Source organism: Methylocaldum sp. MU1018 (assembly GCF_053646775.1).
Map to the genome: position 1 here is coordinate 3,376,945 of NZ_CM132195.1, position 25,304 is coordinate 3,402,248.

25 protein-coding genes and 2 tRNA genes are annotated in these 25,304 nt (G+C 55.9%); 6 read left to right on the plus strand and 21 right to left on the minus strand.

Annotation, left to right across the window (positions count from 1 at the left end; genetic code table 11):
• Positions 1-13: 13 nt before the first annotated feature.
• From rpsC to rluC, 18 genes are all read right to left on the minus strand, one after another.
• Positions 14-685, minus strand: a complete 672-nt coding sequence (gene rpsC / locus ACWJKU_RS15515; protein ID WP_454143653.1) for a 30S ribosomal protein S3 — start codon at positions 683-685, stop codon at positions 14-16.
• 9 nt (positions 686-694) lie between these two features.
• Complete coding sequence (gene rplV / locus ACWJKU_RS15520; RefSeq protein ID WP_454143655.1) at positions 695-1,030, minus strand: 50S ribosomal protein L22; 336 nt, start codon at positions 1,028-1,030, stop codon at positions 695-697.
• A 15-nt stretch (positions 1,031-1,045) separates the two neighbouring features.
• Positions 1,046-1,318, minus strand: coding sequence for a 30S ribosomal protein S19 (gene rpsS / locus ACWJKU_RS15525; protein WP_454143657.1), 273 nt, complete (start codon positions 1,316-1,318; stop codon positions 1,046-1,048).
• Between the two features lie 18 nt (positions 1,319-1,336).
• The gene (rplB, locus tag ACWJKU_RS15530; protein ID WP_454143659.1) at positions 1,337-2,164 is read right to left on the minus strand and encodes a 50S ribosomal protein L2; all 828 of its coding nucleotides are present in this window, start codon (positions 2,162-2,164) and stop codon (positions 1,337-1,339) included.
• 45 nt (positions 2,165-2,209) lie between these two features.
• Positions 2,210-2,503: a 50S ribosomal protein L23 gene (rplW, locus tag ACWJKU_RS15535; protein WP_454143661.1), complete on the minus strand. Its 294-nt coding sequence runs from the start codon at positions 2,501-2,503 to the stop codon at positions 2,210-2,212.
• Entirely contained in the window at positions 2,500-3,114 is a 615-nt protein-coding gene (gene rplD, locus ACWJKU_RS15540) for a 50S ribosomal protein L4 (protein ID WP_454143663.1), read from the minus strand. The genes rplW and rplD overlap by 4 nt, the downstream gene beginning before the upstream one ends.
• Before the next feature lie 10 nt (positions 3,115-3,124).
• Positions 3,125-3,763, minus strand: a complete 639-nt coding sequence (gene rplC / locus ACWJKU_RS15545) for a 50S ribosomal protein L3 (protein WP_454143665.1) — start codon at positions 3,761-3,763, stop codon at positions 3,125-3,127.
• A gap of 17 nt (positions 3,764-3,780) precedes the next feature.
• Positions 3,781-4,092: a 30S ribosomal protein S10 gene (gene rpsJ, locus ACWJKU_RS15550; RefSeq protein WP_324877509.1), complete on the minus strand. Its 312-nt coding sequence runs from the start codon at positions 4,090-4,092 to the stop codon at positions 3,781-3,783.
• Between the two features lie 4 nt (positions 4,093-4,096).
• Positions 4,097-5,287 (minus strand): elongation factor Tu, encoded by a 1,191-nt coding sequence (gene tuf, locus ACWJKU_RS15555; protein WP_454143667.1) that lies wholly within the window; start codon positions 5,285-5,287, stop codon positions 4,097-4,099.
• A 35-nt stretch (positions 5,288-5,322) separates the two neighbouring features.
• Positions 5,323-7,422: an elongation factor G gene (gene fusA / locus ACWJKU_RS15560; protein ID WP_454143668.1), complete on the minus strand. Its 2,100-nt coding sequence runs from the start codon at positions 7,420-7,422 to the stop codon at positions 5,323-5,325.
• Positions 7,423-7,467: 45 nt separating this feature from the next.
• A complete protein-coding gene (gene rpsG, locus ACWJKU_RS15565) occupies positions 7,468-7,938 on the minus strand; it encodes a 30S ribosomal protein S7 (RefSeq protein ID WP_454143670.1) in 471 nt (156 codons plus the stop codon).
• 19 nt (positions 7,939-7,957) lie between these two features.
• The gene (gene rpsL / locus ACWJKU_RS15570) at positions 7,958-8,332 is read right to left on the minus strand and encodes a 30S ribosomal protein S12 (RefSeq protein ID WP_119630040.1); all 375 of its coding nucleotides are present in this window, start codon (positions 8,330-8,332) and stop codon (positions 7,958-7,960) included.
• Positions 8,333-8,789: 457 nt separating this feature from the next.
• A tRNA-Asn gene (locus ACWJKU_RS15575) sits at positions 8,790-8,865 on the minus strand.
• A gap of 67 nt (positions 8,866-8,932) precedes the next feature.
• Positions 8,933-9,009: transfer RNA gene (locus ACWJKU_RS15580), tRNA-Arg, on the minus strand.
• A 149-nt stretch (positions 9,010-9,158) separates the two neighbouring features.
• Complete coding sequence (locus ACWJKU_RS15585) at positions 9,159-9,758, minus strand: NUDIX domain-containing protein (RefSeq protein ID WP_454143672.1); 600 nt, start codon at positions 9,756-9,758, stop codon at positions 9,159-9,161.
• Positions 9,759-9,773: 15 nt separating this feature from the next.
• Complete coding sequence (locus ACWJKU_RS15590; protein ID WP_454143674.1) at positions 9,774-10,748, minus strand: S49 family peptidase; 975 nt, start codon at positions 10,746-10,748, stop codon at positions 9,774-9,776.
• A 75-nt stretch (positions 10,749-10,823) separates the two neighbouring features.
• Entirely contained in the window at positions 10,824-11,474 is a 651-nt protein-coding gene (locus ACWJKU_RS15595; protein ID WP_454143676.1) for an HAD-IA family hydrolase, read from the minus strand.
• On the minus strand, positions 11,471-12,421 hold the full coding sequence (gene rluC, locus ACWJKU_RS15600) for a 23S rRNA pseudouridine(955/2504/2580) synthase RluC (protein ID WP_454143678.1): 951 nt from the start codon (positions 12,419-12,421) through the stop codon (positions 11,471-11,473). Before rluC ends, ACWJKU_RS15595 begins: the two co-directional genes overlap by 4 nt.
• Before the next feature lie 677 nt (positions 12,422-13,098).
• Here rluC and ACWJKU_RS15605 point away from each other — a divergent pair.
• Positions 13,099-15,693: an Rne/Rng family ribonuclease gene (locus ACWJKU_RS15605; protein WP_454143680.1), complete on the plus strand. Its 2,595-nt coding sequence runs from the start codon at positions 13,099-13,101 to the stop codon at positions 15,691-15,693.
• Positions 15,694-15,856: 163 nt separating this feature from the next.
• On the opposite strand, the gene recN is transcribed toward ACWJKU_RS15605, so the two are convergent.
• The 3 genes from recN to bfr all read right to left on the minus strand — a co-directional run bounded on the left by recN (position 15,857) and on the right by bfr (position 18,960).
• Positions 15,857-17,545, minus strand: coding sequence for a DNA repair protein RecN (gene recN, locus ACWJKU_RS15610; protein WP_454143682.1), 1,689 nt, complete (start codon positions 17,543-17,545; stop codon positions 15,857-15,859).
• A 2-nt stretch (positions 17,546-17,547) separates the two neighbouring features.
• Positions 17,548-18,432, minus strand: a complete 885-nt coding sequence (locus ACWJKU_RS15615) for an NAD(+) kinase (RefSeq protein ID WP_454143684.1) — start codon at positions 18,430-18,432, stop codon at positions 17,548-17,550.
• A 63-nt stretch (positions 18,433-18,495) separates the two neighbouring features.
• Positions 18,496-18,960: a bacterioferritin gene (gene bfr / locus ACWJKU_RS15620; RefSeq protein WP_454143686.1), complete on the minus strand. Its 465-nt coding sequence runs from the start codon at positions 18,958-18,960 to the stop codon at positions 18,496-18,498.
• A gap of 173 nt (positions 18,961-19,133) precedes the next feature.
• Here bfr and hrcA point away from each other — a divergent pair, with 173 nt between their 5' ends.
• From hrcA to dapB, 5 genes are all read left to right on the plus strand, one after another.
• Entirely contained in the window at positions 19,134-20,192 is a 1,059-nt protein-coding gene (hrcA, locus tag ACWJKU_RS15625) for a heat-inducible transcriptional repressor HrcA (RefSeq protein WP_454143688.1), read from the plus strand.
• Between the two features lie 86 nt (positions 20,193-20,278).
• Entirely contained in the window at positions 20,279-20,896 is a 618-nt protein-coding gene (gene grpE, locus ACWJKU_RS15630) for a nucleotide exchange factor GrpE (protein ID WP_454143690.1), read from the plus strand.
• 76 nt (positions 20,897-20,972) lie between these two features.
• Complete coding sequence (dnaK, locus tag ACWJKU_RS15635; RefSeq protein ID WP_454143692.1) at positions 20,973-22,901, plus strand: molecular chaperone DnaK; 1,929 nt, start codon at positions 20,973-20,975, stop codon at positions 22,899-22,901.
• A 209-nt stretch (positions 22,902-23,110) separates the two neighbouring features.
• The gene (dnaJ, locus tag ACWJKU_RS15640) at positions 23,111-24,253 is read left to right on the plus strand and encodes a molecular chaperone DnaJ (RefSeq protein ID WP_454143694.1); all 1,143 of its coding nucleotides are present in this window, start codon (positions 23,111-23,113) and stop codon (positions 24,251-24,253) included.
• Between the two features lie 77 nt (positions 24,254-24,330).
• Positions 24,331-25,137 (plus strand): 4-hydroxy-tetrahydrodipicolinate reductase, encoded by an 807-nt coding sequence (gene dapB / locus ACWJKU_RS15645; RefSeq protein WP_454143696.1) that lies wholly within the window; start codon positions 24,331-24,333, stop codon positions 25,135-25,137.
• The last annotated feature ends 167 nt before the right edge of the window (positions 25,138-25,304 follow it).

Consider the following 25,304-nt stretch of genomic DNA (forward strand, 5'->3'; position numbering starts at 1 on the left):
CGACTAGCCCCAATTATGCCTCAGATGAAGCGACACTTTTCGTTTCGCTTTCTGTGGCTGAAAAAACTTCACCTTTGAAGATCCAGACCTTCACCCCGATGACTCCGTACGTCGTTTTCGCCTCAGCGAAACCGTAATCGATATCGGCACGAAACGTATGGAGCGGAACGCGTCCTTCTCGGTACCATTCGCTGCGCGCGATTTCCGCGCCGTTGAGCCGTCCGCTTACGTTAATCTTTACACCTTCGGCGCCAAGGCGAAGAGTATTGGTTACAGCGCGCTTCATAGCCCGGCGAAACATGATTCGCTTCTCTAATTGCTGAGCCACGCCTTCCGCTACGAGCTGAGCATCGAGCTCAGGTTTGCGAATCTCTTCTACACTAACCTGGACGGGAATCCTCATCATTGAGGACAACTCTTTTCTTAGAGCATCAATATCCTCGCCCCTTTTTCCGATTACCAATCCGGGTCTTGCGGTATGGATGGTAATGTGGGCATTATTAGCCGGCCGGTTTATTTGGATTCGGCTGATCGACGCATGCCCAAGCTTCTTCTTAAGAAACTCCCTAACTTTCAAATCATTGAAAAGAAAAGCCGAATAATCCTTACTCGGCGCATACCAGCGGGAGGTCCAATCTTTAATGTAGCCGAGCCGTATCCCGGTCGGATGAACTTTCTGCCCCATAAATACCCTTTATCGATGCTCTGCGACGTAAATCGTTATATGACATGTGCGCTTGAGAATGCGGTTAGCACGCCCTTTTGCACGCGGTGACATGCGCTTCAACGTAGGCCCTTCAGCTACCTCTATCGCACTGACCAACAACTCGTCCACGTCAGCTCCGTCATTGTGCTCGGCATTCGCTATTGCCGACTCAAGCACTTTTTTCAGGATTCGCGCCGACTTTTTCGTGCTATAGCTGAGAAGATCAATGGCTTTGTCAACTCTCAATCCGCGAATTTGATCCGCCACGAGCCTGCATTTTTGAGCCGATACCCGGGTATTGTTAAGCTTTGCAACTGTTGCCATGTTGTACCACCCCGATTATTTGGTCTTCTTGTCGGCTTGATGGCCTTTGTACGTCCGTGTCGGCGCGAACTCACCGAGCTTATGCCCTACCATATTGTCGGTCACGAGTACCGGAATGTGCTGACGACCATTATGGACGGCCAAGGTGTAACCGATCATTTCCGGAATGATCATCGAGCGGCGTGACCAAGTCTTTATGGGCCTTTTCGTTCCAGACTGGCTTATCTCCGCTACTTTTTTCAGTAGGTGATGATCAACAAACGGTCCCTTCTTAATCGAGCGTGGCACGTTTTCTACCTCTCATATTTATTTTTGCTTACGACCCCGCACGATCATGGCATCAGTGCGCTTATTGTTTCGGGTCTTGTATCCTTTCGTGGGTACACCCCAAGGAGAAACCGGATGTCTACCACCGGACGTACGGCCCTCGCCGCCGCCATGCGGGTGATCCACAGGGTTCATTACGACACCTCGCACGGTAGGTCGTATACCCCGCCAGCGCGTGGCGCCGGCCTTGCCTAGCGAAATTAGGTTATGCTCATGATTTGAAACCTCGCCGATCACGGCTTTGCAATCGGCGAGCACCTTACGCATTTCACTCGACCGCAAACGAATCGTGGCGTAAGCACCCTCTTTTGCCACCAACTGGGCCGATGCTCCTCCGCTCCGAACCAATTGAGCGCCTTTACCGGGTTTAAGTTCAATACAGTGAATAAGGGCACCGATCGGTATATTTCTGATCGGAAGGCAATTGCCCGGACGGATCGACGCATATTCGGAGGATATGATTTCGTTCCCCGCGCTCACACCCTTGGGTGCGATCACGTAGCGGCGCTCTCCATCCTTGTACACAACCAAAGCGATATGCGCCGTCCGATTGGGATCGTACTCGATCCGCTCAATCTTTCCGGGGATATCCAGCTTGTCGCGCTTGAAATCGATAACGCGGTAAAACTTTTTGTGACCACCGCCCTTATGACGTGTGGTTACCCGCCCCTGATTATTTCGACCGGAATTTCTCGTTTGCTTCTCTACGAGCCCGGCATAGGGTTTTCCTTTATGGAGGCCATCGGTCCGTACTCGGACAACAAACCGGGAGCCGGCCGAGGTAGGTTTGGATTTTATAAGCGCCATCTGATATTTCCGCAATTATTTACTTGTCAACGCACCGTTGCCGCCCTAAGCAACGGACAGATCAATATCGAATCCCGGCTTCAATTTCACGTAGGCCTTCTTCCAATCGGAGCGCTCTCCGACAAATCGCCCGGATCTCTTGACCTTTCCGCCCACATTCATCACGTGAACCGACGCAACCTCCACCTTGAACAGGAGCTCAACCGCCTGCTTGATTTGAGGCTTGGTTGCGGACCTCCTTACGCGAAAAACGATCTGCCCGGAGCCCTCAGCAACAGAGGTGCTTTTTTCCGAGATAATCGGCGCCTCGATCACATTCATCAATTCCAGCTGTCTCATGTTAGGGCGACCTCTAGTTGCTTTGCGGCCTGCGATGTCAAAATTACTTTTTCACTATTCACAAGCGCGACAGGATTTACAGAACTAGCCGTACAAACCAGAACGTCTCGTAAATTCCGTGCGGCCAAAAAAAGGTTCTCGTCGACGGCGTCAGTAACCACGAGCCCGCGGTCCACACCCACCTTCTTCAACTTCTTGAGAAATTCTTTCGTCTTCGGCACATTCGGGCAAATATCGTCACTAATAAACAGACGCCCTTGACGCAGCAGTTCCGACAAGATCGACCTCATGGCTGCGCGGTACATTTTCTTATTTAATTTTTGATCGTATGACCGAGGCCGTGCCGCGAAAGTAACACCACCCGTGCGCCACAAAGGACTCCTAGTCGTACCGGCGCGCGCACGGCCACTGCCTTTTTGTTTCCAGGGTTTCGCCCCGCCCCCACTCACCTCGGAGCGCGTCTTTTGAGCTTTAGTGCCAGACCGCGCACCAGCAAAATAAGAGACAACGAGCTGGTGAACAAGAGAATCGTTGTAATCTCGTCCAAAAACCGCTTCTGAGACTTCGAGCGACGAACCGCCATCGACCGCCGATGGAATCTGCAATCCCATATTACCCTCTTTACTTCTTAACAGCCGGCCTAATAACGACGTCCGCACCCTTAGCGCCAGGCACAGCCCCTTTGATCAGCAACAGCGAGCGCTCCTTATCGACTGCACACACCCTGAGGCTCTGAACGGTCGTCGTAACGTTGCCAAGATGCCCCGCCATTCGCTTGCCTTTAAATACGCGACCCGGCGACTGATTCTGACCGATGGAACCAGGAGCCCGATGCGATAGCGAGTTACCGTGCGTAGCATCCTGTGTTCTAAAATTATGCCGCTTAACTACACCGGCGAACCCTTTACCGATACTCGTGCCTTGCACATCAACGTATTGGCCTTCCTGAAAAACATCGACATTCAGCTCGGATCCGACAGAATAGTCACCCGCCTCGTCGTGTTCGAGACGAAACTCCCACAACCCGCGCCCAGCCTCGACACCCGCCTTGGCATAATGCCCGGATTCGGGTCGAGATAAGCGAGATCTCTTCTTAACCCCGGTAGTTACCTGGATCGCCCGGTAACCATCGGTCTCCATAGCCTTGACTTGCACGACGCGATTGGGCTCCACATAGATCACGGAAACCGGCACTGCGGAGCCGTCTTCGACATAGATACGGGTCATACCGCACTTCCGTCCTATTAAACCTAGCGCCATCGATCGCTCCTAATACATCAATTCAACTTTATTTGTACATCCACACCAGCCGCAAGATCGAGCTTCATCAAGGCATCAACGGTTTTATCCGTCGGCTCGATAATGTCCATCAGGCGTTTATGAGTTCTCAACTCGTACTGGTCGCGCGCGTCTTTATTGACGTGAGGCGAAATAAGAACGGTATAACGCTCTTTCTTGGTCGGCAACGGAATCGGACCAAGAACCTGCGCCCCGGTTCGCTTCGCCGTTTCGACAATTTCACTGGCCGACTGATCGATCAATCGATGATCAAACGCCTTCAGACGTATCCTGATTCGCTGCTTTTGCACAGAACTACTCCAACACTTTGGACACGACGCCCGCCCCGACGGTACGACCGCCTTCGCGCACGGCGAAGCGCAAGCCTTCTTCCATCGCGATCGGCGCGATCAACTTGACCGTGACTCTGACGTTGTCGCCCGGCATCACCATCTCCACGCCTTCCGGCAATTCGACCGCGCCAGTCACGTCCGTGGTACGGAAATAGAACTGCGGACGATAGCCATTGAAGAACGGCGTGTGACGACCGCCCTCCTCCTTGGACAACACGTAAATCTCCGCCTCGAAATGGGTGTGCGGGGTAATGGTGTTCGGCGCTGCCAACACCTGACCGCGCTCCACATCTTCCCGCTTGGTGCCGCGCAGCAGCACGCCGACGTTGTCGCCCGCCACGCCCTCATCCAGCAACTTGCGGAACATTTCGACGCCGGTACAGGTGGTCTTAGTGGTGTCGCGAATACCGACGACGGAGATTTCCTCGCCGACCCGGATCTTGCCGCGCTCGATACGCCCGGTCACCACGGTGCCGCGCCCAGAAATCGAGAACACGTCCTCGATCGGCATCAGGAACGGCTTTTCGATGTCGCGCTTCGGCTCGGGGATATAGACATCGAGCGCATCGACCAGCTTCAGGATGGCCGGCACGCCGATCTCGCTCTGATCCCCTTCCAAGGCCTTCAAGGCCGAACCACGCACGATCGGAGTATCGTCCCCAGGGAAATCGTATTTGGACAGCAGCTCGCGCACTTCCATCTCGACCAGCTCGAGCAGCTCGGGATCATCCACCATGTCGGCCTTGTTCAGGAACACGACGATATAGGGAACGCCGACCTGGCGCGCCAACAGGATGTGCTCGCGCGTCTGCGGCATCGGACCGTCCGCGGCCGAGCAGACCAGGATCGCGCCGTCCATCTGGGCTGCACCGGTGATCATGTTCTTGACGTAGTCGGCGTGACCGGGGCAATCGACGTGCGCATAGTGACGCGTAGGGGACTCGTACTCCACGTGCGCCGTGGCGATCGTGATGCCGCGCGCCCGCTCTTCCGGCGCCGCGTCGATCTGATCGTACGCTCTGAACTCACCACCAAAGCGCTCCGCACCCACCTTTGTCAAGGCCGCCGTCAGGGTCGTCTTGCCATGGTCAACATGACCAATCGTCCCGACGTTCACATGCGGCTTTGTGCGCGTAAATTTCTCTTTGGACACGACCTGAATACCTCTCTAATTCTTATCTCTAAACGTTAACCGACAGATGCCTTCTTAATCACCGCGTCCGCAATGTTCGCAGGAGCTTCTTGGTACTTCTTGAATTCCATCGAGTAGGTAGCCCTTCCCTGACTCAGCGATCGCAAAGTGGTTGAATAACCGAACATCTCAGCCAGAGGAACCTCGGCTTTCAGAACCTTAATGCCCGCATTATCATCCATCCCCAACACCATACCTCGACGCCTGTTCAAATCACCCACGACGTCACCCATGTAATCCTCAGGCGTTTCCACCTCTACACTCATTATCGGCTCAAGCAGAACCGGACCGGCTTTGCGAGCCCCCTCCTTGAAACACATCGAACCAGCAATCTTAAATGCCATTTCGCTGGAGTCTACGTCATGGTACGAGCCGTCGAACAACGTGACCTTCACGTCCACAACGGGGTAGCCGGCTAATATACCATTTTGCAATTGCTCTTGCACGCCTTTATCCACAGCCGGGATGTACTCCCTCGGAACGACACCACCAACAATGCCATTCACGAACTCGTACCCCCCCGTTTCCAAAGGCTCTATCCGCAACCACACGTGGCCATACTGACCGCGACCACCCGTCTGGCGGATATACTTCCCTTCCTGCTCGACGGACTTCCGGATAGTTTCTCGATAAGCTACCTGAGGCGCACCAACATTGGCATCGACCTTGAACTCGCGCTTCATTCGATCGACGATAATTTCCAAGTGCAACTCACCCATACCGGAAATAATGGTCTGCCCAGACTCCTCATCGGTATGCACACGGAATGACGGGTCTTCCTGCGCCAATCTCTGTAACGCAAGCCCCATTTTTTCCTGATCAGTTTTCGTTTTCGGCTCCACCGCAACCGATATCACCGGCTCAGGAAATTCCATTCTTTCGAGAACCACAGGCTTATCCAGAGAGGACAAGGTCGTGCCGGTAACAATATCCTTCAAACCGACGCACGCAGCGATATCGCCCGCGCGAATCTCTTTGATCTCCTCGCGCGTATTGGCATGCATGCGCAACAGACGACCGATTCGCTCTTTATTTCCGCTTTGCGAATTGATTACGCTATCACCGGAACTCAAGACACCCGAATAAACACGGACGAAGGTCAGCGTTCCCACGAACGGGTCCGTCATGATCTTGAACGCAAGAGCGGAAAACGGCTCATCATCGCTCGATTTACGTTCAACCGGCTGCTCAGTATCTCTATCCGCACCTTTAATGGGAGGTACATCTACCGGAGACGGCAGGTAATCGATGACCGCATCCAGCATCGCCTGCACGCCCTTATTCTTAAAAGCGGACCCGCAAAGCATCGGGAAAATTTCGAGCCCGATCGTACGCTGACGCAATCCACGCTTGATCTCTTCTTCCGAAAGCTCTCCTTGCTCCAGATACTTGTTCATCAACTCTTCATCGGCTTCGGCCGCCGCCTCGACCATCTTTTCACGCCACTCGACGGCAATATCAGCAAGCTCACCAGGAACGTCCGCATATTCAAACGTCGTTCCGTTGTCCGCATCGTTCCACAAGATGGATTTCATCTTCACCAGATCAATCACACCTTTGAACGAATCCTCGGCGCCGATAGGAATCTGAATAGGCACGGGGTTCGCCCGCAAACGCTCGCGCATTTGCCGGTAAACCTTAAAGAAATCCGCACCAGAACGATCCATCTTGTTCACGAACGCAATACGAGGAACCCCGTACTTCGTAGCCTGACGCCAAACCGTCTCCGACTGGGGCTGAACCCCACCAACCGCACAGTAGAGCATGCAAGCCCCGTCCAAGACGCGCATCGAGCGCTCCACCTCGATCGTAAAATCGACGTGACCGGGCGTATCAATGATATTGATGCGATGCTCGGGGTAGTTGAGCCCCATCCCCTTCCAATAAGTGGTGGTTGCCGCAGAGGTAATGGTAATACCACGCTCCTGCTCCTGCTCCATCCAGTCCATCGTCGCAGCGCCATCATGAACTTCGCCGAGCTTGTGATTGACGCCGGTGTAAAACAACACACGCTCCGTGGTAGTAGTTTTACCTGCGTCGATATGCGCGGAAATCCCTATATTGCGGTATCTCTCGATTGGAGTCGTGCGTGCCACTGCCTTAACCTTCGCTAACCTGAATTGAAAATAATAAGTCGCTACTTACCAACGATAATGTGAGAATGCCTTGTTTGCCTCAGCCATTCGATGCGTGTCTTCGCGCTTCTTCACCGCCGCACCGCGACTCTCGTTCGCATCAAGCAACTCGGCGGCCAACTTCATGACCATCCCCTTTTCGCTTCTCTTGCGCGCGGAATCAATCAGCCAGCGCATAGCTAAAGCCGATCTACGCGCAGGACGAACCTCGACCGGCACCTGATAAGTGGCACCACCCACGCGACGCGACTTGACCTCCACCAGCGGCTGGACATTCTCCAGAGCCTTAGTCAACACATCCAAGGACGACTGACTAGTCTTGGCGGAAATGTAATCCAAAGCCCCGTACACCACTTTCTCGGCCACGGACTTTTTCCCACTCACCATCAACATATTGACGAAGCGAGCAAGAACCTCACTACCGAAGCGCGGATCCGGGATAACTTCTCTTCTTTGAGCAACTCTTCTTCTAGACATAACGCAACCCAGAATTCAGTTAACTTTTTGGCCTTTTCGCGCCGTACTTAGACCGCGCCTGGCGACGCTTTTGAACGCCAGCCGTATCGAGACTACCGCGGACAATGTGATATCTCACGCCCGGCAGGTCTTTCACACGACCACCCCTGATCAGAACCACGGAGTGCTCCTGCAAGTTATGCCCTTCACCACCGATATAGCTGGTTACTTCAGCGCCGTTCGTCAAGCGGACGCGCGCCACCTTCCTTAATGCGGAATTCGGCTTCTTGGGCGTAGTCGTATAAACGCGCGTACAGACACCGCGCCGCTGAGGACAACTGTCCAGGGCCGGCACATTGCTTTTGTCTTTTTTTCTGACTCGCGGCTTCCGAACCAACTGGTTTATCGTGGTCATTACCAAACTCCAAAACTTTTTCGCTCAACCTTCGGAAAAATCATCACCAGACTCCTGACTCGCCCTAGAAAACGCCAAAAGGCCGCTGGTAAAGCGGCGAAATTTAAAACTAAAAAACAGCTTTGTCAACACCACCCCATTCCAGTACCTAGAAAACAAGGAGGGGAGACGGAATACACCAAGCCATAGAGCGAACATCCGCCAAACCAGAGCGGCAAAGACCAAATTCACACAGATACCGCCCACCAACGAATGCGCGCAGACAGAAGATGACGGCGGACATCAAATCAAAAATCGGCCATCATGCACAAAAACGCGACGATATCCGATGACAGACTAAGGGATAAACAACTCAAACCGACAACCCGCCAGACCCTTACAGCCCGACAAGCCGCGCCCTGACATGCATATCGCGAACCCAAGCCGGATTAGCAAAAAGGTTCGCGATACACGAATATGGCTCCCCCGGACGGGCTCGAACCGCCGACCCGCTGGTTAACAGCCAGCTGCTCTACCGACTGAGCTACAGGGGAAGAATGCTAAGCATCGGGATTATAAAAACAGGACCGAAACCGGTCAAACCCCGCACAAACTTAATAATGGCGCGCCTGGAGAGATTCGAACTCCCGACCACCTAGTTCGTAGCCAGGTACTCTATCCAACTGAGCTACAGGCGCGCGGTAGAAATTGCATTATCGATTAAAAAAAGTGCTCCGTCAAATTGTTTTTCTCGCCGTTACTTTCTTTCCCTCAAAGCCTTCCAACATCCGACAAGACCACTTCCAAACCCCAGCACACCCGGCGAGTGCGTCATCCTTAAGCGGCGTTATAAATCTCTCAGGCGGTCTCGATTCAATGCCAGCCACTGAAGACCAATGATCGGGACGGCCGCTTCAATCAGGCCCCGCTCAAGCAAATCCATCGCCTGATCAAAGCTCACGACGCTAGCCAGAATATCCTCGTGTTCCTCGCCAAGGCCATGCACGCCGCCTAAATCGCAGGAATCCACGATTCCGCAAAACAGCGTAATTTTTTCCGAGCAGCCGCCGGGCGTAGGAAAAAACTCGGCGATACGAATGAGTTCGCGAATTTCGCAACCGGCTTCCTCGCGAGCTTCGCGATGAGCAACATCCTCGGGACTCTCCCCTTCCTCAATAACGCCGGCCACAATTTCGAGAAGCCAAGGATCTCTGTTCACCGGCATGGCTCCAACCCTGAACTGCTCGATAAGCACCACCCGGTCCGCCACAGGATCATAGGGAAGCACCGCAACACTCCGGCCCCGATGAAACAGTTCCCTGCTCAGAGGCTCACTCCAGCCCCCACGAAACAATGTATGCCTGAGCCGGATGCGCGACAGGTAAAAAAAACCGCGATAGATCGGCTCTTCTTCAATCAAATCGAATGCTTTCTCGATCTCCGCCATAACCGACGAACCCGCCTAACCGGGATATAGCCCGGCCGACACCGCACTGCGCAACGCACGGCCGAAGCTGGCACCGATGCGACTCGTCACCCGATCCCACAGATTTTCCTCCGGGGTGTAATTGACTATGTCCTTAGCCCCAATCACCGTTTCTGCCACCGAACGGACATCTCCAAGCTCATCCACCAAACCGAGCTCAATGCCTTCGGCGCCGGCCCAGACGAGTCCCGAGTACAACCCGGGAGCATCCTCTTTCAGGCGCCCGGCCCGGCCTTGTCGGACAGCCTCGATAAACTGCCGGTGTATTGAATTGAGAACCGTTTGCACATGCTCCTTCGCCACCGGATCGACCGGCGAAAAAGGATCGAGAATCGCCTTATGCTCTCCGGCCGTCATCACCCTACGCTCGACGCCGAGCTTATTGATGGCGTCCACGAATCCGAAACTATCCATGATCACGCCGATCGACCCCACGATACTCGACTGATTGACGAAGATCTTGTCGGCCGCGGACGCAATGTAATAACCGCCCGAAGTGCACATGTCCGCCACCACCGCATAAATCGGAAGTTCCGGCTTAAGCTTTTTGATCCGCCGGACCTCCTCATAAATGTATGCCGATTGCACGGGACTACCGCCCGGCGTGTTCATGCGCAAAATAATGCCTTTAGTGCCGGCGGCTTCGGCGGCCGCTCTAAGCCCCTCGATGATGGCATCGGCATTGGCCTTTTCGCCGGCCGCGATCATGCCCGCAACGTCGACGACGGCAGTATGGCTTCTCTCTCCCTTACCGCGCTGTTCCGACAGCGGCTGAGCGGCCAACCAAAGCGCGACGCCCAAGTAGGCCAACATAAACAGCTTGAAAAATATTCCCCAGCGCCTCGCTCGCCGCTGCTCCGCAACCGACGCCAGCAACACTTTTTCCAGAATTTCGCGCTCCCATGCAGGCGAAGACGTCCGATCCTCCGTTTCCTGCCTCGCTTCATTCATGTTTTGTTGGTCCATAGTATTATCTCAGCCAATTTCTCACTGTTTGCCTTGATATTCAAACCCAAAATCGACTTGTCAGTTTAGAACGTCCAGAAGGTCGACGGTCCGTTCCAGGCATGCCAGAGGACCGAACCCGGTCAACTCGACCAAATCGTTCGCGCCGCATCCGACACCGACCGCGGAGACTCCGGCATTTCGAGCCATGCGCAGGTCGTGAAGCGAATCGCCCACCATCAAGGTTCTCTCGCCGGCGATATCGAGCTCACGCATGAGTTGAAAGAGCATTTCCGGGTCCGGCTTCGACGCCGTCTCGTCAGCACAGCGCGTCGAATGAAAAAACGACTCCGTCCCGGTCGCCGCAAGGGCACGATCCAAACCGGTACGGGTTTTGCCCGTAGCGATCGCGAGGCGGTAACCGCGCCCCTTCAACTCCGCCAACATATCGAGCACGCCGGCAAACAAACCGTCGGCACCAATCGTCTTAGTGTTGTAATGGCGACGATAGTTTTCCGCCAGACGGAGCGCCATTTCAGAAGGATGCTCGGGAAATAACGCCTCCATTGCCTCCCTCAGACCGAGACCGATAACAGCTTTTGCCGCCTGCTCGGACGGCATGGGCAAACCGCACCGATACGCCGCCTGCTGCAAGCATTCCACGATCCATCCGACCGAGTCGAACAGCGTGCCATCCCAATCGAAAACCAAAAGATCGAATCGACCGTTCATCGCGGCAGGGCATCGAGAAATTCAGACAGGTCCCGATCGAGCGGAGCTTTGGCTTCGATTGGCTTGCCGGTACGCGGATGGCGGAAAGTCGTTTCCAGAGCGTGAAGAAAAAGACGCTTCAAACCGAACTGGCGAAACTCCCGATTGACCTTCTCGTCGCCGTAGCGATCATCCCCTACGATCGGGTGCCCCATAGCTTGAGCGTGAACCCGGATTTGATGAGTGCGTCCGGTAATCGGACGAGCCTCGACCAGTGTGGAACTCGCATAGCGCGCCTTTCTCCTAAACTCGGTCACCGCCGGCTTCCCTTCTCGCGCGACCTTCACCATTCGCTCGCCACTCTGCAACACGTTCTTCTTGAGCGGCGCATCCACCGTCCACCGCGTTCTCGCCCATGCTCCGACAAGCAAGGCCAGATAAGCTTTCTTCACTTCATCGTTGCGAAATTGCTCGTGCAGGATTCGCAGAGCACTGCGCTTTTTAGCAATCAACAGGCAACCGGAGGTATCGCGATCCAATCGATGCACAAGCTCCAGAAACCGGGCGTCCGAGCGAATTTCCCGCAAGCCTTCAATGACGCCGAAACTTAAACCGCTACCGCCGTGCACCGCCATCCCCGCGGGCTTATTGAGGATCAAGAGATCGTCGTCCTCATATAAGATGCGAGGCTCCAAGCGGGTTCGGACAAACGCTTCGGGTATTCGATCAGGATCGCGGACAGCCAATCTAAGCGGCGGAACGCGGATCAAATCACCGGCATCCAGCCTCTCCTGAGCCTGAATACGTCCGCCATTGCGACGAACTTCGCCGGTGCGCAGAATTCGATAGACATGGCTTTTCGGCACCCCTTTAAGACGCGCGAACAGAAAATTATCGATTCGCTGCCCCGCACTCTCCTTATCGACCTCGATCCATTGAACGGAAACGCCACTTAACACGTGCTTCATAGTGACATCATATCAGCTTTAACCACCCAAATTGATGGTTCTCTTTAAGGTTGTTATAGTTAGCTTACGGTTGCCAGCAACCGCGCGCCAAGTAGCTATCCGGACTACCCCGACCATGATAGCCCTGAAGAAATTTAGAGCGACCTGACGTCGAGAACCATAAGGCCGACAAAAAGGCGATCCTTCTCGGGGTTACGCGGCAAGGGTCGGGAAATCGCAAGTTTTACGGTTAGATAGCGAGGCCGCCGAATACGATCGGCGGTAAACAACTCGACTACGGGGCAGACGGACTTAGCCGCTCTCATTTCAGTCGGCCTTAAGCCTGTCGCTTCCACATACCCAACCTAATCGAAAAACCATTCACCGATCGGGATTTATTGGCGACAAACAGAACATTGTTCAAGGAGCCATAAAGTATCAGGCAGGGAAATTTGGCCTAAAGAACGATATAAACAGGGTTTTTTCGCTCGACCCATGATGAGCGAGCATCGCGTTACCTGAAGAATGGAAGAGCCTTCCTCCTCTCGAGGCCGGGCCATCCCGCGCAACGTCAAGATTCGGTTTTCAACGCGCTAGGCGCATTAACATCAATTAAGAATACGCTTTGATTGATAAGAAAAATGGCTGCATGAAACCGCTTGCCCACTCCTTCGGGGAAACGCCAAAGGACCAGCCGAATGAGAAGAATGTTGATCAATGCCACGCAACCCGAGGAGCTTCGGGTTGCACTGGTGGACGGACAAAAACTTTACGATTTTGATATAGAGATCCCCTCCAAAGAACAGAAAAAAGCCAATGTTTACAAAGGCATCATCACCCGTATCGAACCCAGCCTAGAAGCGGCTTTCGTCAATTATGGCGCCGAGCGTCATGGTTTTTTACCGTTCAAGGAAATTACACCGATCTATTTCGGACAGCCGCTGGATGAGGAGTTCTCGCGCCGCGATATCAAGGAACTGATTAAAGAGGGCCAGGAAGTCATCGTTCAGGTCGAAAAAGAGGAGCGCGGCAGCAAAGGTGCGGCGCTAACGACCTACATCAGCCTGGCCGGCAGCTATCTGGTCCTGATGCCCAACAATCCGCGCGCCGGCGGCATTTCGCGCCGCATCGAGGGCGACATTCGCTCCGATATGCGCGAGGTCATGAGCCAGCTCGAAATTCCCGAAGGCATGGGACTCATCGTGCGGACAGCCGGCGGCGGAAAGTCGGCTGAAGAATTGCAATGGGACCTCAATTACCTCCTGCAACTGTGGGAGGCGATCGACCGCTCGGCAAAAGAAAAATCCGCTCCCTTCCTGATCTTTCAGGAAAGCAACGTGATTATTCGCGCATTGAGGGATCACCTCCGCGGCGACATCGACGAGATCCTGATCGACGACGCCGGCACGTACAAGCTGGTGCGCAGTTTCTTGCAGCAGGTCATGCCGCAATTCATCCAAAAGGCGAAGCTGTATCAGGATACCGTTCCGCTGTTCAGCCGCTATCAGATCGAAAGCCAAATCGAAACGGCCTACAGCCGGGAAGTGCCGTTACCCTCCGGCGGGGCGATCGTAATCGATCACAGCGAAGCCCTGACGGCAATCGACATCAATTCCGCCCGCGCAACCAAAGGCGGCGATATCGAGGAAACCGCGCTGAACACCAACCTGGAGGCTGCCGACGAAATCGCGCGCCAACTCAGACTCCGGGATTTGGGCGGTTTATTCGTGATCGACTTCATAGACATGATGGCGGCGCGCAACCAGCGCGCCGTCGAAAACCGCCTGCGCGACGCCATCAAATCGGACCGGGCCCGGATACAAATCGGGCGCATCTCGCGCTTTGGCTTGCTGGAGATGTCGCGTCAGCGCCTCCGTCCGTCGCTCGGCGAATCCAGCCTGCTCACCTGCCCGCGATGCAACGGCCAAGGCTCGGTGCGCAGCGTACAGTCGCTGGCGCTGTCGGTGCTGCGCATCATCGAAGAAGAGGCGATGAAGAAAAACACCGACAAGGTTATCGCTCATCTGCCCATCGACTCGGCCACCTATCTTCTCAATGAAAAACGCTCGACCATCGAAGAGATTGAGAAACGGCACCAGGTCGGCATCATCGTCATTCCCAGCAAACACCTGGAGACGCCGGCCTATGAAATCCAGCGCGTTCGGAGCAGCGGCACCGAGGAAGAAGGAGAAAAGAAACCAAGTTATCAGCTGCTCAGGTCGGCAGGGATCGAACTCCCGAGATTTGCGAGAGAGACCGCATCAGCCAGCGCGGAGCCTGCCGTCAAAGAATTCCTGCCCAGCCATCCCGCACCCATGACGGCGGCCGGGAAACAGGCTGCGAGAGGTTTCATAAAACGGTTCTGGTCGATTCTGACCGGCGGCAAGCCGGAGGACGAAGAGGAGACGAACCTCGAAAAACCTCAACCGATGCTTCCGCGCGCCGCTCAGCAGCGACCGCCTCGGGTAGCCGAGTTCAAACAGCGCCCGCGTCCCATAGGCGGAGAAATGCTCGAAGCACGGGAAACCGAAACCCGCGCCCCGCTCTCGGAAAAACAGGAATTCGCCAACGGCGACCGGCGCGTCCGGGATCAGTCGAGACGGGGAGGATCCCGACGGAGACGAGCAAGAAGGGGCGAACCCGGCCTAGTGCACAGCGGCCCGCAAAGCCAGTCGAGAGACCTTCCGCAGGAGAAAACCGAGGAGTTCGGGCTACCGATACCGGAGAGCCCATCGGCCGATTACAGCCCCGTGGAGGAGAATCCAACCCAGGCCATCATGCCCACGCCGGCTTCCGATACTCCAATGCCGATCTTTATCGAACCAGCGCGCGCATCGTTGGAGCAGGAGGAAAAACGCGATCTTCCGGCAATCTATTTACCGAAGCCCGCGACCCTGGAAGAACCTCGTATCGAGCGGGAAAACCAAAGCTCGGCCGACGCATCGGCAATTGCTTCTTCCGAGCCTGCGCCTTCCCCGGACGACCGGAAAGAGACCGAAGCCGAAACGGAAGATTTAAGCTCCAACGAACCGTCGATTCGCAAATCGCCCCGCCACCCCCTGGCCAAACGCCGGGGACGCGGCAGACGGGACAAAAGGTTTGCCGGCAAGCACAACGAACCGGGTGAAGGGCAAAACGACATCAACCACGAAGAGATCCGAGAAACGGGCGAAATACCTTCGACAACTCACGACAACCGCTTCGCCGACGAGTATCGGCAGTCCGAAGAGAGCCGCAGCGCCGCCTATGCCGACGTACCCGATAGCCCGAACAGCGGAAACGGCACGGAGTAATTCTTTTTCAGCGAACGCAAATACGCCTTAGCTGTCGACCCAATCGGGCGGCCCGGACAAGCCGCCCGGCAATGCTCTCGATTTTTCGTCAAAGCGCCCCGAGAACGACGACCACACGACCAATAGCGCCTACGGCTCGTTTTTGGGGCATTCTCAGTGCGTTTTAGACCTCCAACCCGCTTTGCGCATGGCTGTCCAACATCTCTTCGGCATGGGCCAAGGTTTGCTGAGTGACGCGAATTCCGCCGAGCATGCGAGCGATTTCCTGCTTCCTTTCCTCACGGGAAAGCTTTCGGACCGTCGACTGCGTAACCCCGGCCACACTGGCTTTTTCCACTAACAAGTGGTTATGACCCTGAGCCGCGACCTGCGGCAAATGAGTTATACAAAACACTTGCCGTCCCTGCCCCAGCGCACGCAGCTTGTGGCCGACGATTTCGGCCACTCGCCCGCCGATTCCGGTATCCACTTCGTCGAAAATCAAGCTCGGAACGGTTTTGGAATCGATAGCCGCCACCTGAATGGCCAGGCTGATACGCGACAGTTCGCCGCCGGATGCGACTTTGGCCAAAGGACGCGGCGGTAAGCCCGGATTGGCGCTGACCAAGAACTCGACTTGATCCATGCCGAAAGGACTCGGCTCGCTCCTGTCCTCGGGACGCACCTCGACCAGAAACTGTCCCTGCGGCATGCCCAATTCCTGAATCATTTCCGAGATACGCGATTGCAGCGTGCCGGCGGAGGCTCGCCGGCGCCGAGATACGAAATCGGCAACGTCCCCGTACTCCGCGAGAACCAGCCGAAGATCGGCCTGCAAGCTCTCGATCCTTTCCGTTTCGCGAGCGATACCGCTCAATTCCGAGCGCAACGATTCGAGCTGTTTGGGCAGTTCCTCCGGCGGAACCTGGTGCTTGCGGGCTAAGCGATGGATATCTCCAAGGCGCTGCTCCAGCCAATCCAGACGACCGGGATCGGCCTCGATACGTTCAAGTTGACGGCGGAGTTGCAAAGCCGCTTCTTTAACCTGTACTTGCGCTTCGTTAAGGAGAGCGGCCGTTTCTTCCAGCTCGGGAGCCAGCCGACTCAAGTCCGATAAGGCATGGATGGCCTGTGCCAGATGCGCGTTGACCGAGTGATTCTCGTCTTCGTAGAGAAGTTCGAACTGGGCTTGGCCCGTGGCGAGTATTTTGCCGACATTCGCCAGAAGCGTATGCTCTTCGATTAGAGCCGGATAGTCCAATCCCGAGATCTCGTGCTGCTCCAGCTCGTCGATTTGATAGCGCAGCAATTCTTCCCGAGCCGCCTGATCCTTGGCCGTGTTCGCGAGCCTGTCCAATTCGCCCCGGGTATTTCGCCAATGCGCATAGAGGTCGTTTATCTGGACCAGCAGCGCTTCGTTCCTCGCGGCCTCATCCAATAAACGCCGCTGCTCCGCTGCCTTCAAAAGATGCACATGAGCATGCTGACCGTGTATCTCGACCAGATTGGATCCCAGTTCCTGCAAGGCTTGCAAGGTGATCTGGCGCCCGTTGACGAAAGCTTTCGAGCGTCCGTCCTGGCCGATTATCCGCCGCACCAGGCACTGGCCGTCCTCCGATAATTCATTTTCCTCGAGCCAGCGACGTGCCTCGGGCGCGTCATTCAATTCAAACGCAAGACTGATTTCGGCGCGAGCGGCCCCCGGGCGGATAAAACCGGAATCGGCACGATCGCCCAAAGCCAATCCCAAAGCCGTCAACAGTATCGATTTTCCTGCGCCGGTCTCACCGGTCAGCACGGTTAGCCCGCGCTCGAATTCCAATTCGAGCGATTGGACGACAGCCAGATCTCTGATGCTGAGGTGAGCAAGCATGATTAGCTCCGATAACCGGAACTCCAATTGAGCTTTGCTCTAAGAATTTCGAAGAAATCGTAATCAAGCGGATGAAGAATACGGAAGCTTTTCGACTCTCTTCGGATCTCGATGCGGTCGTCGATCTCGACGTCGGGAATCGACACGTTGTCACACACGACCTGCGCCTTGAACTGCTTGCTGGGCCTGAAAGCGATTTCGATCACGCTGTCGTCGGCCACGACTATCGGGCGGTTGGTCAAGGTGTGCGGATTGATGGGCGCCAATACAATAGCCCTGAGCGTGGGATAAAGAATCGGGCCTCCGGCCGAGAGAGCATAGGCCGTAGATCCTGTGGGCGTGGATACGATGAGCCCGTCAGAACGTTGAGAGTTCAGGAAAACGCCGTTGATCGAGGTCTCGATTTCGATCATGCTGGCGGCGTTCCAGCTATGCACGACCACCTCGTTGATCGCGGTCTGCTCGTGCCATGTACGGCCGTTACGCAAAATCTTCGCGCGCAGCAAGAAACGCTCGTCGGCGCTGAACCGTCCATCGAGAATCTCATCCAGGATGGTGCCGGCATCTGAGGGGGAAATGTCGACGAGAAACCCCAGCCGCCCCAGATTCACTCCGATCAGCGGAATCTCGAACTGCGCCAGAACGCGCGCGGCGGACAACAGCGTGCCGTCGCCGCCGACGACGATCGCGAGGTCGCAGCGCCGGCCTATTTCGGCGACAGTCCCCGTTTCCGGCGAAGACTCAGCGATGAAATGGGCGCAATCCCTTTCCACCAGCACGCGCAGCCTCCGCCCGACGAGGTGCCGGTAAAGCACGGAAAGGGTTTCGGCAATGCGCGGCGCATCGGGCTTCCCGATCAGGGCAACGTTCCGGAAAGGAGATGACATGAGTTTCTGCGGCTGTAAACTTATTACGGCGTGTCTGCAAGCCCGAACGGCCTGTGCCGCAGCTTACATTTGAGACTGCAAATAGTTCTGTAGTCCTATTTTTTGAATCAAACCCAACTGGGTTTCCAACCAGTCGATGTGCTCTTCTTCGCTTTCGAGTATCTCTTCCAGAAGATCGCGGGACACGTAGTCGCCAGCCTTTTCGCAACAGTCGATGGCTTCGCGCGCCAGGGAGACGCTTTGCAGCTCCAGCTGGAGATCGCAGCCGAGCATTTCTTCCGGATTTTCTCCAATCTTCAGATGGCCGAGATCTTGCAAATTGGGCAATCCTTCGAGAAACAAAATACGCTCGATCAACTTGTCGGCATGCTTCATCTCATCGATAGACTGGTCGTACTCATACTTGTCGAGCCCGCTCAATCCCCAGTTCCTGTACATTCTGGCGTGAAGGAAATACTGATTGATGCCGATCAGCTCGTTGCCGAGTACGCGATTAAGGTAGTCGATAACCGTTGAGTCGCCTTGCATGATTCTCTCCTTGGATACGGAATCGTTTGTCCCGCGTTCGTTAAGAACACACTCTATGTTAGACGCCGTTTTCTCGATATGGTATGAGCTTCTTGACACATTATCTAGGGGTTGCTACTTTTTTAGCACTCGATGGTTTCGAGTGCTAAAAACCTTACCATCCGAGGATATCGGTGCCCAACTATCCCCAGTTAAGCGCACGCGCCCAACACTTGCTGAAAGTGCTGGTGGAGCGCTATATCGGCGAAGGCCAACCGGTTGGTTCTCGGGCGTTGGCCCGCGACACCGGCTTGAATTTAAGCCCGGCGACGATCCGTAACATCATGGCGGATCTGGAAGACATCGGGCTGATCACGTCGCCGCACACATCGGCGGGACGCATGCCCACGGTGACCGGCTACCGCTTCTTCATCGATACTTTGTTGACGGTCAAGCCTTTACAGCAAGACCTCGTCAAGCAGCTTCGCCTGAACCTGGATACTCAGGACAATCCCGACGACCTGCTCGAAACCGCCTCCCGGGCCCTCTCGGAAATTACGCACATGGCGGGGCTCGTGATGTCGCCGCGCCGTGAAATCGTGGCCTTCAGGCACATCGAGTTTATCTCGCTATCCGGTCAACGCCTGCTGGTCATACTGGTCACCAACGAGCAGGAGGTCCACAACAAAATCATTCACACGTCCCGCCGGTTTTCTCCTTCCGATTTGCAGGCGGCAGCGAATTTTCTCAACTCGACGTACGCGGGCAAGGATTTAACCGCGATTCGAGAGAGTCTGTTTAACGATTTGCAGGACGTGCGGAATCGCTTGAGCCAGGAAATCATAGACGCCGCCGAAATTGCGGATTTGGCCCTCAAAGATGAAAGAGAACGCCGGAAACCGTTTGTTCTGACCGGCGAGATCAATTTGATGGACTTTGCCGACTTGGCCAACATGGAGCGGCTGCGCTCCTTGTTCGAAGCGTTTCATCAGAAGGAAGACCTGGTCCATCTGCTGGACCGCTGCCTGGAAACCCCCGGCGTCAAGATCTTCATCGGCGAGGAATCCGGCTATCGCGCACTGGATCAGTGCAGCCTGGTGACCGCCTCCTATTCCGTGAATGACGAAGCGGTAGGCGTCCTTGGCGTCATCGGCCCCACCCGCATGGCGTATGAACGGGTCATTCCCCTGGTCGACGTCACGGCGAAATTGTTGGGGGCCGCCTTGAATCAGAAATCCCTGCCCCCATCTTAATCCACATCTGATAGAACAACGTCGCCCCATGCGTGCATAGACAAGCGCAGCGGGCTCGTCGTCATTTTGTTTAAGGAGCATGTTATATGAGCAAAGACCAGGCTTCGCCAGAATCGCCGCCAACGGCGCCGGATCAAGTGGAACAGGCGTCTTCTATCGACAAGCCAATCGAGACCGAAGAAAGCGTTGTCGAACCGACCCCGATCGAACAACTGGCGCAACAGTTGGCCGATACCACCCGACAAGCGGAAGAAAACTGGGACAAATTCGCACGTACCCAGGCCGAGTTGGAGAATTTGCGCCGACGTTCGGAAAAAGAACTCCAGAATGCCCACAAATACGCCCTGGAAAAGTTTTCGAAAGAACTGCTGACCGTAGCCGATAGCCTCGAACTCGGCCTGCAAGCCGCGGCGGGAGACGCCCCGGACGTGGCAAAACTGCGCGAAGGCATGGAGCTCACGCTCAAGCAGTTGAATTCGGTGCTGGAAAAATTCGGCGTCCGGGCAGTAGACCCGATGGGCGAAAAATTCAACCCGGAATTACATCAAGCCATGGCGATGCAGCCGGCCGCAGATGCCGAGCCCAACACGGTCGTAAAGGTTTTCCAAAAAGGATACCTGCTCCACGACCGCCTGTTACGCCCGGCGATGGTGGTTGTGGCTCAAGCCGCCGCGGGGTCTCCCCATATCGACGAACAAGCTTGAAATCAGCAGCGGCGCCCCCATATTAACGTTATACCACCACCTAAACCACAAGCTATTGATTAATCTGGAGAATTAAATGGCGAAGATCATCGGTATCGATTTGGGCACCACCAACTCCTGCGTGGCCATTCTCGAAGGGGGCAAACCGCGCGTCATCGAAAATGCCGAAGGCGCCCGCACCACGCCCTCCGTCGTGGCCTTTACGGGCGACAACGAGGTATTGGCGGGTCAGTCGGCCAAGCGGCAGGCGATCACCAACCCCAAAAACACGCTATACGCCATAAAGCGCCTCATCGGACGCCGCTTCAAGGATTCCGTGGTCCAAAAAGACATACATCTCGTGCCGTACAAGATCGTCGAAGCCGATAACGGCGACGCATGGGTCGAAGTCAACGGCAAAAAGATGGCCCCGCCGGAAATCTCGGCGCGCGTCCTGATGAAGCTGAAAAAGGACGCCGAGGCCTTTCTCGGCGAAGAGATCAAAGAGGCGGTCATCACCGTACCGGCGTACTTTAACGATTCCCAGCGTCAGGCCACCAAAGACGCAGGCCGCATTGCCGGACTCGACGTCAAGCGCATCATCAACGAGCCGACGGCTGCGGCCATGGCCTTCGGCCTGGACAGAAAGCACGGTGACATCAAAGTTGCGGTTTACGACCTTGGCGGCGGTACGTTCGATATTTCTATCATCGAGATTGCCGAAGTCGACGGCGAGCATCAGTTCGAAGTGCTGTCCACCAACGGCGACACTCATTTGGGCGGTGAAGACTTCGACCTGCGCATCATCGACTACATCTGCGACGAGTTCAAAAAAGAGAACGGCATCGATCTGCACAACGATCCGCTGGCCTTGCAGCGCCTGAAAGAAGCCGCGGAAAAAGCAAAGATCGAGCTGTCGTCGAGCCAACAGACCGACATCAACCTGCCCTACGTCACAGCCGACGCCGGCGGGCCCAAGCACCTCAATATGAAGTTGACCCGCGCCAAGCTCGAATCCTTGGTCGAGGATTTGATCCTGAAGACCAAAGGGCCGTGCGAAACCGCGCTCAAGGACGCCGGTCTCAAGCCCAGCGAAATCGACGAAGTCATTCTCGTCGGCGGCCAGACGCGCATGCCGAAAGTTCAGGACTTCGTGAAGGACATCTTCGGCAAGGAGCCGCGCAAGGACGTCAATCCGGATGAAGCGGTGGCGCTCGGCGCTGCGATTCAGGGCGGCGTTTTGGGCGGGCAGGTCAAGGACGTGCTGCTCTTGGACGTCACTCCGTTGTCTCTGGGGATCGAGACCCTGGGCGGCGTCATGACCAAGCTGATCGAGAAGAACACCACGATTCCGACCAAAACCAGCCAGGTATTCTCGACCGCCGAGGACAACCAGACCGCGGTTACGATCCACGTCCTGCAGGGCGAACGCGAGATGGCGAGAGACAACAAGTCTCTCGGCAAGTTCGATCTGACCGACATTCCACCCGCTCCGCGCGGCATTCCGCAGGTCGAAGTGACCTTCGACATCGATGCCAACGGCATTCTGCACGTATCGGCCAAGGACAAGGCAACCGGCAAGCAGCAGTCGATCCGCATCACCGCCTCCAGCGGTCTGACCGAGGACGAAATCAAGCGGATGGTCAAAGATGCCGAACTGCATGCCGAAGAAGACAAAAAACTGCACGAACTGGTGGCCGCGCGCAACAATGCGGACGCCATGATCCATGCGACGAACAAAACGCTGCATGAGCTTGGCGATAAAGTGACAAGTGACGAGCGCAGCAAAATCGAAACCGCGATCAGCGAACTGAAAACCGCCATGAACGGCGACGACAAGGCGGAAATCGAACGAAAGACCGAACATCTGACCGAGCTTTCGGGTAAACTGGCGGAACGCCTATATGCTCAGAAAAGCGAAACGGCCGGTTCGCCCGGCGCCGAGCCCGAACCCGCCGCGGAAGCCAAATCCGGCGAAGATGTCGTCGATGCCGAGTTCGAGGAGGTCAAAGAGGACCGGAAATAAGACGCCCCGTCGCTTGAATGGTACGAGCCATGAGCGCAGATGCGTGGAAACAGGGCGCTCGTTCACCCTCACCCTCGACTCCAGGACGGACTTTTAAGTGAGGGAACATCGATGGTCGACGCTCAACGCCTGAAAAATCAGGCCGGTTTCGTGTACCCTGGCACCGCTTCCAACTTAGCCGCAGGCCGAGTCCTGCGGCTCTTCACGTTATGACGAAAGAAGATTATTACCAACTTTTAAACGTGCCGCGTAACGCGAGCGATAGCGACATTAAAAAAAGCTTTCGCCGCTTGGCGATGAAATACCATCCGGATCGCAACCGCGACAATCCGGAGGCGGAAGAGCAGTTCAAAAAGATCAAGGAAGCCTATGACGTGCTTTCCGATCCGAAGAAGCGCTCCGCTTACGATCAATTCGGCCACGCCGGAGTTGATCCATCCATGGGCGCAGCCGGGGGATTCGGCTTTGCCGGTGAAAGTTTCAGCGATATCTTCAGCGATGTCTTCGGTGATATCTTCGGCGGCGGCGGCGCGGGTCGAAGGCGAGGCAGCCGTGCGCAACGGGGCGCCGATCTTCGCTATAACCTGGAAATCACCCTGGAAGAGGCGGTGGCGGGTACCGAAGTCAAGATCCGCGTGCCGACCTTCGTTACCTGCGAGGAATGCAACGGCACGGGCGCCAAGAAGGGCACCGGCCCCACGACCTGCCCGACCTGCCAAGGCCACGGCGCCATCCGGATGCAGCAAGGCTTCTTTGCCGTACAGCAAACCTGCCCGACCTGTCACGGCACGGGCCAGCAGATAAAGGATCCTTGTCGCGCCTGCCACGGGCAGGGACGCGTTCAGGAAACCAAGACGCTGTCGGTCAAGATCCCGCCGGGCGTGGATACCGGGGATCGCATCCGCTTGGCCGGCGAAGGCGAAGCGGGAGAAAGCGGGGGGCCGCCGGGGGATTTGTACGTACAAATCTCGGTCAAGGAGCATCCGATTTTTACCCGGGACGGCGCCAATCTCTATTGCGAAGTTCCTATCAGCTTCCCGACGGCTTGTTTGGGCGGTGAACTGGAGGTGCCGACGCTTGACGGCAAGGTCGTGCTCAAGATCCCCGCGGAAACCCAGACCGGACGGCTGTTCCGGCTGCGGGGCAAAGGAGTCAAGCCGGTGCGCGGCGGCCCGCAGGGCGATTTATTGTGCCGGGTCCGCATCGAGACGCCGGTTCACCTCAATAAAGAACAGATCGAGCTGATCAAGAAACTGGACGATTCCCTGAGCGGAGGCGGCAGCCATCACAGCCCGCAAGCGCACGGCTGGCTGGACGGCGTAAAACAATTCTTCGACAAACTGGGACTTTAGCGGCCGAGCATGTCGGAGCACCGTAACGCTAACGAATCGATGTTCAATAACCAAAACTACACCCCAGGAAATTTACAATGATCAAAGTCGGAATCGTCGGCGCCGCCGGCCGCATGGGGCACGCCTTGATACGCGCCTGCCTCGGTAGCGACGGAATGGTCTTGACCGCCGCGGTGGAAAGAAAAGGCAGTCCCGCGGTGGAGAAAGATGCCGGGGAGCTTGCCGGACTGCTCAGGCTCGACCTTCCCGTGATCGACGATCTGGCGCACATCATTGACGATCTCGATGTCGTCATCGATTTCACCCGTCCCGAATCGACCCTGGCACATTTGGAACTGTGCCGGAAACACGGAAAGCGGCTCGTTATCGGGACCACCGGCTTCACGCCGGAACAAAGGGCGGATATCGAGCAGGCCGCTCTCGCGATTCCCGTCGTGTTGGCCCCGAATATGAGCGTGGGCGTGAATCTGTGCCTCAAGCTGCTGGAAATCGCAGCGAAGGTCATTGGCGAACAAACTGATATCGAAATTATCGAAGCCCATCACAGACACAAGGTGGACGCGCCCTCCGGAACCGCCTTGCGCATGGGCGAAGTAGTGGCCGGCGCGCTCGGCCGGGACCTGCGCGAATGCGCCGTTTACGGGCGGGAAGGCTATACCGGAGAGCGCGATCCTAAAAGCATCGGCTTTTCCGTGATCAGAGCCGGCGACATCGTGGGCGAGCATACCGTCATGTTTGCCGACGAAGGCGAACGCGTCGAAATCACTCACAACGCCTCCAGCCGCATGACTTTCGCCAAGGGCGCCATGCGGGCCGCCGCCTGGCTTATGGACAAGGGCCCCGGATGTTACGACATGCAGGACGTACTGGGACTCAAAACTTGACGGCGCCCATCACAAAAATTTTCATCATTGGAAACAGCCGCGCTGCGTAGCCGGCCGGACAGCGGATCGGGCCGATAATCCCGATGGCTCAAAAAGCCCAAGACCGTAACTCGCTGCGCCCGCGAACTGGAACAGCATCTTCTTTCTCGCGCCGTGCAGTGACACAA

Excerpts from the sequence above, each read along its gene's own strand:
- rpsC (WP_454143653.1), bottom strand. The coding sequence starts at position 685 with ATGGGGCAGAAAGTTCATCCGACCGGGATACGGCTCGGCTACATTAAA.
- rplV (WP_454143655.1), bottom strand. The coding sequence starts at position 1,030 with ATGGCAACAGTTGCAAAGCTTAACAATACCCGGGTATCGGCTCAAAAA.
- rplB (WP_454143659.1), bottom strand. The coding sequence starts at position 2,164 with ATGGCGCTTATAAAATCCAAACCTACCTCGGCCGGCTCCCGGTTTGTT.
- rplW (WP_454143661.1), bottom strand. The coding sequence starts at position 2,503 with ATGAGACAGCTGGAATTGATGAATGTGATCGAGGCGCCGATTATCTCG.
- rplD (WP_454143663.1), bottom strand. The coding sequence starts at position 3,114 with ATGGGATTGCAGATTCCATCGGCGGTCGATGGCGGTTCGTCGCTCGAA.
- rplC (WP_454143665.1), bottom strand. The coding sequence starts at position 3,763 with ATGGCGCTAGGTTTAATAGGACGGAAGTGCGGTATGACCCGTATCTAT.
- rpsG (WP_454143670.1), bottom strand. The coding sequence starts at position 7,938 with ATGTCTAGAAGAAGAGTTGCTCAAAGAAGAGAAGTTATCCCGGATCCG.
- rpsL (WP_119630040.1), bottom strand. The coding sequence starts at position 8,332 with ATGACCACGATAAACCAGTTGGTTCGGAAGCCGCGAGTCAGAAAAAAA.
- ACWJKU_RS15585 (WP_454143672.1), bottom strand. The coding sequence starts at position 9,758 with ATGGCGGAGATCGAGAAAGCATTCGATTTGATTGAAGAAGAGCCGATC.
- ACWJKU_RS15590 (WP_454143674.1), bottom strand. The coding sequence starts at position 10,748 with ATGAATGAAGCGAGGCAGGAAACGGAGGATCGGACGTCTTCGCCTGCA.
- ACWJKU_RS15595 (WP_454143676.1), bottom strand. The coding sequence starts at position 11,474 with ATGAACGGTCGATTCGATCTTTTGGTTTTCGATTGGGATGGCACGCTG.
- rluC (WP_454143678.1), bottom strand. The coding sequence starts at position 12,421 with ATGAAGCACGTGTTAAGTGGCGTTTCCGTTCAATGGATCGAGGTCGAT.
- ACWJKU_RS15605 (WP_454143680.1), top strand. The coding sequence starts at position 13,099 with ATGAGAAGAATGTTGATCAATGCCACGCAACCCGAGGAGCTTCGGGTT.
- recN (WP_454143682.1), bottom strand. The coding sequence starts at position 17,545 with ATGCTTGCTCACCTCAGCATCAGAGATCTGGCTGTCGTCCAATCGCTC.
- ACWJKU_RS15615 (WP_454143684.1), bottom strand. The coding sequence starts at position 18,432 with ATGTCATCTCCTTTCCGGAACGTTGCCCTGATCGGGAAGCCCGATGCG.
- bfr (WP_454143686.1), bottom strand. The coding sequence starts at position 18,960 with ATGCAAGGCGACTCAACGGTTATCGACTACCTTAATCGCGTACTCGGC.
- grpE (WP_454143690.1), top strand. The coding sequence starts at position 20,279 with ATGAGCAAAGACCAGGCTTCGCCAGAATCGCCGCCAACGGCGCCGGAT.
- dnaK (WP_454143692.1), top strand. The coding sequence starts at position 20,973 with ATGGCGAAGATCATCGGTATCGATTTGGGCACCACCAACTCCTGCGTG.
- dnaJ (WP_454143694.1), top strand. The coding sequence starts at position 23,111 with ATGACGAAAGAAGATTATTACCAACTTTTAAACGTGCCGCGTAACGCG.
- dapB (WP_454143696.1), top strand. The coding sequence starts at position 24,331 with ATGATCAAAGTCGGAATCGTCGGCGCCGCCGGCCGCATGGGGCACGCC.